The sequence below is a fragment of the Neochlamydia sp. TUME1 genome (assembly GCF_000813645.1).
Taxonomy (GTDB): domain Bacteria; phylum Chlamydiota; class Chlamydiia; order Chlamydiales; family Parachlamydiaceae; genus Neochlamydia.
Genome location: NZ_JRXI01000013.1, coordinates 1 through 9,703 on the forward strand (window position 1 = coordinate 1; position 9,703 = coordinate 9,703).

Here is a 9,703-nt window from a genome sequence, read left to right on the forward strand (position 1 = left end):
GACATTTCCTTGAGGAACATGCACTTTACCTATTTGCTTATAAAGAGGGGGCATGACTTCAGAAGCCAGCAGGTGATGCCATCTTTTACAGACGCTAAATAAGGAAGGAGCTACGCAAGCCTCTAAGATAGGGAGCAGCAATTCATAGGGCAAGCTTTCAATAGATGTCGATGAGATAGGATGCATTTTATTTCCTTGGGTAGTAATAAATTTTTCAGCATTATTATTTTTTGAAGACAATATAAAAAAATTAAAAAGCAAGTCAAACGAATTTGTATCCTTATCAATGAAAAAAAACTCACAAATGATCTACCACGCTTTACTTTTAGACAGATTCAAGGAAAGGGGGGAGACCTTCTAAATATTCAGGAGCAACCACAGGTCTTGGCGATTAAGTGATGCGGCAATTTTGGTTTGGCTAAAAGAATGAGATGGATTCTTTGCCTTATTTGAGAAAAACGGCTCTTTTTGGCACCTTGTTTTAATTCTTTTACTGTATGATGAAATACAATACGCCAGTTTCCTCCTATCAAAAAAGTTGTTCTCCCAGCCATAACACTCTGTAAAAAAAGAAAAAAACTTCTTATCGCTATAAATGTGTAGGTTAGCTTAAACTTGCTTAGTTGCCGAAAGGAAAGCAGCTTACTTGTCTAAAGATAAGATGGCTAAAATTTTTTTATTTCATTTTAGCTCACCCTAATTTAAAAAGTATTTAAGTTCATTCTATAATTGAAAACGCTGCCTTATTTTTTGGCGATATTTTTCAAAGGATTTTCCGCTAATTCAAGCTTGATAAGCTGAGACAACCGCCTGATTTCTCCAGGAAGTCTGGTGAGCTGGTTTTGATTTAAGTAAAGCCATCGCAGCCGAGACAGCCATCCTATGCTTGCAGGCAGGCTAGTGAGCTGATTTTGGCTTAAGTCAAGCACTCGTAGTTGAGACAGGTGCCCCACTCCTTTAGGCAGAGCGGTGAGCTGGTTTTGATGTAAGTAAAGGGTTTGCAGCTGAGATAGCTGACCGATTTCTGCAGGAAGGCTGGTAAGCTGGTTTTGATGTAAGTAAAGGGTTTGCAGCTGAGATAGTTGTCCGATTTCTGCGGGAAGATTGGTAAGCTGGTTTTGATTTAAGTAAAGGGTTTGCAGCTGAGACAGTTGTCCGATTTCTGCGGGAAGATTGGTAAGCTGGTTTTGATTTAATTCAAGCGTTTGCAGATTAGACAGCTGCCCAATTTCTGCAGGCAGAGCGGTGAGCTGGTTTTGATTTAAGCTAAGCCGTGCCAGCTCGGACATCTGCCCTATTTCTACAGGCAGGCTGGTGAGCTGGTTTTGGCTTAAATCAAGACTTTGCAGCTGAGACAGCTCCCCGATTTCTGCAGGCAGACTGGTGAGCTGGTTTTGACTTAGTTCAAGCCGTGTCAGCTCGAACAGCTCCCCGATTTCTGCAGGCAGGCTGGTGAGCTGGTTTTGATTTAATTCAAGCCTTTGCAGCTTGGGCAGCTGCCCGATTTCTGCAGGAAGGCTGGAGAGCTGGTTTTGATTTAAGCTAAGCCGTGTCAACTGAGACAGCTGCCCAATTTCTGTAGGCAGAGCAGTGAGCTGGTTTTGATTTAATTTAAGCCTTTGCAGCTTAGGCAGCTCCCCGATTTCTGCAGGCAGACTGGTGAGCTGGTTTTGACTTAGTTCAAGCCGTGTCAGCTCGAACAGCTCCCCGATTTCTGCAGGCAGGCTGGTGAGCTGGTTTTGATTTAAGCAAAGCACTCGCAGCTGAGGCAATGGACCTATTTCTGCAGGAAGGCTGGTGAGCTGGTTTTGATTTAATTCAAGCCTGTGCAGCTCGAACAGCTCCCCGATTTCTGCAGGCAGGCTGGTGAGCTGGTTTTGATTTAAGCTAAGCCGTGTCAACTGAGACAGCTGCCTGATTTCTGTAGGCAGAGCAGTGAGCTGGTTTTGATTTAAGTAAAGCAATTGCAGCTGAGAAAATTGACCTATTTCTGCAGGCAGGCTGGTGAACTGGTTTTGGCTTAAATCAAGCCGCTTCAGCTCAGACAGCTGCCCGATTTCTGCAGGCAGGCTGGTGAACTGGTTTTGGCTTAAATCAAGCCGCTTCAGCTCAGACAGCTGCCCGATTTCTGCAGGCAGAGCGGTGAGCTGGTTTTGATTTAAGTGAAGATATTGCAGCTTAGGCAGTTGCCCGATTTCTGCAGGAAGGCTGGTGAGCTGGTTTTGATTTAAGTAAAGCAATTGTAGCTGAGACAATTGACCTATTTCTGCAGGCAGACTGGTGAGTTGGTTTTGATTTAAGTAAAGGCGTGTCAGTTGAGACAATTGACCTATTACTGCAGGCAGGCTGGTGAGCCGGTTTTGATTTAATTCAAGCACTTGTAGCTGAGACAATTGACCTATTTCTGGGGGTAAATAAGTCAAGCCTACTCTAGATAAATCTAAGGCCGTGATGTTTTTACAATTTTCTTCAATCCAATCTCTAAGAAGCTCCCCTTTTTTCTCTAGAGGCAAGTGCTTAATTTCTTCTCGGCTCAAGTATTCTTCTCCACCAGGAAGTTTTTTCCAAAGTAAAAGGCGATTAATATTTAAGAGATAAGAAGAGTAATTAGCCAGCGTTAAGCCTCTTTTTTCTTCTGTTTTCTCTTTAAATTCTAAAGGAGAAAGAGAAGTAGCTAAGGTAAAAACTTGTTTAAAAGATAGATAAACTTTTTCAGTAGAGGTAGGTACATGATTGAGTTTATAAACTTTAGCTAACATAAGAGTTTGCTGGGTAGTGGCATCTCCCCTTGGGAAATGAAGCTGGGCTATTTTTTTATAAAGAGGGGGCATGACTTCAGAAGCCAGCAGATGATGCCATCTTTTACAGACGCTAAATAAGGAAGGAACTGCGCAGGCCTCTAAGATAGGGAGCAGCAATTCATTGGGCAAGCTTTCAATAGATGCCGAAGAGATAGGAGGCATTTTATTTCCTTTGTTAGTGATGACCTTTTATTAATTTTTATTTTTAAAGGCAATATAAAAAAATTAAAAAAGCAAGTCAAACGAATTCGTATCCTTGACAATGAAAAACCACTCACAGATAATCTACCTCGCTTTTTTTTCAGATAGATTCACCGAAAGGGGGGAGACCTTCCAAGCATTTGCGAGCAGCCACAGGTTTTGGGGATTAAGTGACACGGCAATTTTGGTTGGGCTAAAAGAATGAGATTGATTCTTTGCCTTGTTTGAGAAAAACGGCTCTTTTTGGTGCCTTGTTTTAATTCTTCTACCGAAAGGTGGAATACAATGCGCCAGTTTCTTGCTGTCAAGGAAAGTTGTTCTCCCCGCATAGCAATCTGCAGACAAAGAGAGAAGCTCCTTGTCGTTATAAATGTGTAGGTTAGTTTAAGCTTGCTTAGTTGCTGGAAGGAAAGCGGATTACTTGTTTAAGATTGTGGTGGCTAAAAGCTTTTTATTCCATTTTAGCCCACATCCTCATTTAAAAAGTACTTACGACCATTCTACAATTGAAAACACTGCCTTATTTTTTCTGCAATATCTTTCAGAGGATTTTCCGTTAAAAAGGAAGATAGAGTATGCAAGATGTTTAACGTAAAAAAATTGAAAACAATCTATTATTTTGGTCTATTTAGAAGGAAAAAGTAAGAAGATAAGCTGGGCTTATTAACATAAAAATAAACTTTTTTGCTTAAAGCCTATTAGGACTCTTTCTAGCTTCTCTAAATCTTTAGGCAAAAAAAAACATCTTAGCCATCATTGGAAGAAAAAAGGTGGGAAAAATAAAAAATGAGCTGCTTTTTCATAAAAAATTGATGAGCTGTTTAAGAAGAGGAGCTATATAGCAAAAGAAAATCACTCAGAGGAACGGCTCTATTCTCAACTTTAACCTCCTTTATTCAAAAAAAATCTTATTTTTCTTATTCCTCTTATACTCTGCTGCTTGAATGTTAAGCTTGGTCTTTGTTTTATTAAGCTGTTTTTGAACCATGAATAAAAGTAGGGTGTTTAATTTAAGAACTGTATTTAAATTTTGCTTGTTCATTATTTAGATCATCATACTTTAATGTTTAAATCTTTAAATTCTAGGATCTTGTAAATAATTTCTTGGATGCTTAAATCAGAAGTATCAATCACGAGAGCATCCGGAGCTTGTTTAAGAGGGGATATTTCGCGAGTTAAATCGAGATGATCTCGTCGATTAAGATCTTCAAGGGATTTTTCAATCGTAAGCTCTCTTGTTTCTTCAGGATACTTTCTTTTGAGTTCCTCATATCTTCTTTTAGCACGTACTTCAGGACGTCCTGTTAAATATATTTTTATCTCGGCCTTAGGAAAAACTATCGTACCCATATCTCTTCCCTCAAAGACAGCATTTACTCCTATAGCAAGTTCCCTTTGCATAGCCACTAACTTATCGCGTATCATAGGGATAGCCGAGATGCTAGATACATGAGAAGTAACTTTATCGAGGCGAATAGCATCGGTAACGTCTTCATTTCCTACATAGTAATGTTTTTTTCCATGTTTACTTTTGATATCAAATTTAAAGGTATGGAGAAAGTCATTAAGTTGCTCACGATCATCGACGTTGATATCTTTCTTTAAAACACCATAAGTTAGGCAACGATACATAGCTCCTGTATCAAAATAAATGTAGCCAATTTCGCGTGCTAATGTCTTAGCAATCGTACTTTTGCCTGTAGCGATGGGACCATCAATGGTAATAATCATGCAAAACCTCCTATACTCCTGCATTTAGCTAGATGCAGATTGAATTTCAAGAAAAATATAAACGATAGGAGAAGTAAAGACTAGCGAATCGAGCATATCTAGTATACCACCCAGTCCGGGGATTTGATTGCTATTTTTAATATCAGCATCACGCTTTAGCAAAGATTCCGCAAGATCCCCTATCTGTCCTAGTGTGCTTAATAAAATTCCTAATGTCAGGCATTGAAAAAGAGTGATCTGAAAAGGAATGTGAGCACTTATCCAATAAAAAGTAAAGCTTGCGCCTAAACCGCAGCAAAGTCCTCCCACTGCTCCTTCGTTGCTTTTTTTAGGACTTAAGTAGGGAGCCATTTTATGCTTGCCAAGAATACTACCCACAAAATAAGCCCCTATATCGGTTGTTTTCGTAACAGCCAATAAGTAGAGCAGCCACCACCGTCCTTCTTGAGGAGAGTGTTCTGGAAAAAAGTAGGCAATGTTGAGCCAAGATGCTAAAGGAATGGCTACATACATTAATGCAAGCAGGGTAATGGAGATATTAAGCAAGGGCTTATCGCCTGTTTTGAAAAAATAGAAAAAGCACATCCATACAATCAATATAAGAACAATGTAGGGGAGAATTTGAGCTTGACCATACTGGGTACTCACATACACTGAAAGAGTGTATAAAAAACAGCCTGTCAAGCCTATTTTCGTAAGGGGTTGATAGTTTTTGCTTTTGGCTAGGTGAAAAAGTTCAGCGGCAGCAAGGGTAACGAAAGCAGCAAGGATTAAAGCAAAAATAGGACGAAAAAATAGGTAGGGAGAAAGCCAAAGCAGCAAAATAGCAAAAAGAGTGGTCATACTGCCCAAAAGAAGGCGGTGTTGAAGATTGCTCATGCGCCCCCTAAGCGCCTTTCACGCTTTTGGTAGTTTAATAATGCTTCTAAAAGATGATAAGGAGTAAAATCTGGCCATAATACGTTTGACGAGAATATTTCAGTATAAGAGAGCTGCCATAATAAATAGTTACTCAATCTTAATTCACCACTCGTGCGGATAAGTAAATCTGGATCGCTCCAGGGTGCCGTATCAAGATATTGAGAGATAATTTCTTCAGAAATTTGCTCGGGAATAATTTTTTTATGGATTATATCTTGCGCGATAGATTGCACAGCACGTTTGATTTCATCGCGACTTCCATAATTCAGGGCAAAAATTAGGTCCGCTTCTTGGCAGTGGGCAGTAACTTGTCGGGTTTCCTCTATAGTTTTTTGTACGTACTCTGGTAAAGCAGCAATATTTCCAATAGTACATAAACGCGTCCCTTCTTCCACAAAAGAAGATTGCTGCTCGAGTAAATAAGTATGCAAAAGCCACATCAAGGCATCGATTTCCTCTTGAGGACGACTCCAATTTTCTGTAGAGAAAAGGTAAAAAGTAAAAATTTTTATTCCTAGCTCTTTTCCTGCTTTTACAATTTCAATCAGGTTATCAGAACCTTCTTGATGACCTTCTATGGATCTCATTTGTTGTCGCTTGGCCCAGCGTCGATTGCCATCTGGAATAAAAGCTACATGATGAGGAATACGCTTAGGATCTAAGCTGGCCTTTTGTTCAAGAGTATAATAGTTGTTTTTCACGCTAATATTCATAAATTCTATTTAAGCATGCTTGCAAGCTGCCTTTTCCTTTGTTGAAAATAAATCTTTTAAAATAAGGGTTTTTTCTCGTTGAGGCCCTAAAGAGATGATATTAATAGGTACTCTACAAAGCTGCTCAATTTTTGACAGGTATTTTTGTGCATTTTGAGGTAATTCCTTATAATTGGTAATTTGGCTAGTGGAGGCGTTCCAGCCTGGTATAGTTTCATAAATAGGGACAATCTTATCTAGATCCTCGCTAATGTAAGGAAGATGATTGATACGTACTCCATGAATTTGATAGCCTACGCAAACTTTAATAGGATCTAAATAATCTAGACTATTGAGCTGAGTCACTGCTAGTGAGTCAATGCCATTTATGTGTACAGCCGTTCGTGCTAGCACTGCATCAAACCATCCAAGCCGTCTTCTACGCCCTACTGTATTGCTGTACTCACTTGTGATAGGGTGATTCAAAAAACTTTCATTTTCTTGAAACTCAGTAGGAAAAGGTCCATTGCCCACACGTGTAGTGTAGGCTTTAACAACTCCCAAGGTATGATCGATGCAGGTGGGGCCTACTCCGGCGCCGGCACAGATGCCCCCAGCGATTGTAGATGAAGAGGTGACATAGGGGTAAGTCCCTAAAGAAGTATCTAGGAAAGTCCCTTGAGCTCCTTCGAACAAAATATTTTCTTTATTATCTATAGCTTGATGAATAAGCTCTTCCACTTCTGCTACAAAAGGTTTTAAAAGCTCTGCATAGCGGCTATATTTTTTATAAATCTCTTCCTCATTTAGTTTTTCAGCACCGAAAAGCTTGGTAAGCTCTTCATTTTTTAGCTGAAGAATGCTTTTTAGCAATTTGCCGAAAATATCAGGACGCACAAGTTCTCCCATGCGAATGCCTAAACGCTGGGCTTTATCAGCATAACAAGGCCCAATTCCTCGACCGGTTGTGCCTATAGCACGTTCGCCTTTCTTTTGCTCAAGAAGATAATCTAGCATTCGATGGTAGGGGAAAATAATATGGGCAGAAGGTGAAATTAATAGACGTCCTTTAATGTGGACACCTTTACTTTCTAAATCTTCCATCTCTTGAATGAGTACTTCAGGATCGATGACGGTGCCAGCACCTATATAGCAATGAGTATGAGAATGGAGAATAGCTGAGGAGATTAAATGGAATTTGTATTCTTGCTTATCAAGGACAGCTGTATGGCCTGCGTTATTGCCGCCTTGAGAGCGAATAACATGCTTGGCCTGAGCTGTAAGTATATCAATAATTTTACTTTTATCTTCATCCCCCCATTGTGCACCAATCAAAATCACTTGTGGCATATTAACTCTTTTTTAATGATCGATTAATCTCCTGCTTTTAAAACTTCCATAAAAGCACTTTGCGGGATATTGACTTTACCAATTTCTTTCATACGTTTTTTACCCTTTTTTTGCTTCTCCCACAGCTTGCGCTTGCGTGTAATGTCGCCTCCATAGCACTTAGCTGTCACATTTTTGGTGAGAGCGCGGATAGTTTCTCGCGCAACAATTTTCCCCCCAATAGCCGCTTGAATAGGTACTTTGAAAAGCTGCATGGGGATTACTTCAACGAGTTTAGAGCAAATGGCTTTTCCTTTAGACTCTGCTTTGGAGCGATGCACTAAGCATGAAAATGCATCTACTGGCTCTTCGTTAACACGAATTTCTAATTTAATGATATCGCTTTTCTCATAACCATCAAATTCATAGTCAAAAGATCCATATCCTTTAGTGATTGATTTAAGCTTATCATTGAAATCGGTAATAATTTCATTAAGCGGAAAGCGATAGGTAATTAGAAGCCGCCGCGCATCCATAGTTTCTGTTTTAATACAATTTCCTCTTTTATCCATCCCCAAATTCATGATCGCGCCTAGATATTCCGCAGGAATCATAATGTGGCATTTTACCCACGGCTCTTCTACATAGTCGATGTGAGTAGGGTCTGGATAGTGAGCAGGATTATCGATTTCTTTAATGGAAGTATCATTTAAATGGAACTTGTAAATAACACTAGGAGCTGTAGAAATAACATCTAAGTCAAATTCACGCTGAATGCGTTCAAATATAATTTCCAAATGCAAAAGTCCTAGAAAACCACAGCGGAATCCAAAGCCCAAAGCCATACTGCTTTCTTGTTCGATATGCAGAGAAGAATCGTTAAGCTGAAGTTTTTCTAAAGCATCGCGTAAAGCTTCAAAATCTGTGGAATCAATAGGATATATGCCTGCAAATACTACCGGGCTGATATTCTTAAAGCCTGGCAGCGCATCGGGAGCTGGATGTTTTTGCAAAGTAATGGTATCTCCAATTTTAACATCGGAAGTTTTTTTTATGTTGGCGATCATATATCCCACCTCCCCTGACCTTAAAGTTTCCACAGGTTTTTCAGAGGGGGTAAATTTTCCTACTTCTAACACTTCACAGGCTTTATGGGTAGCCATCATGCGTATTGCAGAGCCTTTGCGAATTTCTCCACTAATCACACGAATGTAAACCATTACTCCTCGATAATTGTCGTAATGGGAGTCAAAAACCAGGGCACGGAGTAGATCATCGACAGGTTCTTTAGGAGCAGGAACATCGTTAATGATACGTTCTAAGATGGTCTCAATCCCTATTCCTGATTTGGCTGAGCAGCAGATAGCATGAGAAGCATCTAGCCCAATCACATCTTCAATCTGTTGCTTTACACCTTCTATATCCGCACTGGGAAGATCAATTTTATTAAGCACAGGCACGATTTCCAAGTCACGTTCAATCGCTAAATGAACATTTGCAAGAGTTTGAGCTTGGACACCTTGAGCTGCATCTACCACTAGCAGGGCTCCTTCGCAAGCGGCTAAAGATCGCGAGACCTCGTAGGTAAAGTCAACATGTCCTGGCGTATCGATTAAGTTAATTTGATAAATTTGTCCATTCTCGGCTTGATAATTCATGGTCACAGGGTGAGCTTTAATAGTAATGCCCCGTTCTCTTTCAAGATCCATATCATCCAGTAGCTGCTCTTGCATCTCTCGCTTGGAGACTGTATGGGTAAGTTCTATTAATCTATCCGCAATCGTTGACTTTCCGTGGTCAATATGAGCAATAATAGAAAAGTTGCGAATATTTTTTCTGTTGTATGAAACCATGCAAAAATCCTAATCACTGCCTTTTATTACATCTAAATTTATCAAGATGGGGGTTGTAAGGGAAATCAATCAACTAAATTAATCGATAACATGAATGTTTTCAAGCAACATTTAATTTATAGCTATCTTGGTGCATAAACTTTTTTGAAACAGACTAGATGCAGGAAGAAAAATC

7 protein-coding genes are annotated in these 9,703 nt (G+C 39.7%); all 7 read right to left on the minus strand.

Annotation, left to right across the window (positions count from 1 at the left end):
- Positions 1–186: hypothetical protein (locus DB41_RS00660; RefSeq protein WP_155117518.1), on the minus strand; the 186-nt coding region annotated here is incomplete at its 3' end.
- Positions 187–743: 557 nt separating this feature from the next.
- Complete coding sequence (locus DB41_RS00670) at positions 744–2,963, minus strand: leucine-rich repeat domain-containing protein (protein ID WP_052243753.1); 2,220 nt, start codon at positions 2,961–2,963, stop codon at positions 744–746.
- Between the two features lie 1,092 nt (positions 2,964–4,055).
- Complete coding sequence (cmk, locus tag DB41_RS00680; protein WP_039383280.1) at positions 4,056–4,733, minus strand: (d)CMP kinase; 678 nt, start codon at positions 4,731–4,733, stop codon at positions 4,056–4,058.
- A 24-nt stretch (positions 4,734–4,757) separates the two neighbouring features.
- A complete protein-coding gene (locus tag DB41_RS00685; RefSeq protein ID WP_039383282.1) occupies positions 4,758–5,612 on the minus strand; it encodes a phosphatidate cytidylyltransferase in 855 nt (284 codons plus the stop codon).
- Entirely contained in the window at positions 5,609–6,367 is a 759-nt protein-coding gene (gene uppS, locus DB41_RS00690; RefSeq protein ID WP_039383284.1) for a polyprenyl diphosphate synthase, read from the minus strand. Before uppS ends, DB41_RS00685 begins: the two co-directional genes overlap by 4 nt.
- Before the next feature lie 9 nt (positions 6,368–6,376).
- Positions 6,377–7,696, minus strand: a complete 1,320-nt coding sequence (locus tag DB41_RS00695; RefSeq protein WP_039383285.1) for an adenylosuccinate synthase — start codon at positions 7,694–7,696, stop codon at positions 6,377–6,379.
- A gap of 23 nt (positions 7,697–7,719) precedes the next feature.
- Positions 7,720–9,528, minus strand: coding sequence for a translation elongation factor 4 (lepA, locus tag DB41_RS00700; RefSeq protein ID WP_039383287.1), 1,809 nt, complete (start codon positions 9,526–9,528; stop codon positions 7,720–7,722).
- Between the last annotated feature and the right edge of the window lie 175 nt (positions 9,529–9,703).

Excerpts from the sequence above, each read along its gene's own strand:
- DB41_RS00685 (WP_039383282.1), bottom strand. The coding sequence starts at position 5,612 with ATGAGCAATCTTCAACACCGCCTTCTTTTGGGCAGTATGACCACTCTT.
- DB41_RS00670 (WP_052243753.1), bottom strand. The coding sequence starts at position 2,963 with ATGCCTCCTATCTCTTCGGCATCTATTGAAAGCTTGCCCAATGAATTG.
- cmk (WP_039383280.1), bottom strand. The coding sequence starts at position 4,733 with ATGATTATTACCATTGATGGTCCCATCGCTACAGGCAAAAGTACGATT.
- lepA (WP_039383287.1), bottom strand. The coding sequence starts at position 9,528 with ATGGTTTCATACAACAGAAAAAATATTCGCAACTTTTCTATTATTGCT.
- DB41_RS00695 (WP_039383285.1), bottom strand. The coding sequence starts at position 7,696 with ATGCCACAAGTGATTTTGATTGGTGCACAATGGGGGGATGAAGATAAA.
- uppS (WP_039383284.1), bottom strand. The coding sequence starts at position 6,367 with ATGAATATTAGCGTGAAAAACAACTATTATACTCTTGAACAAAAGGCC.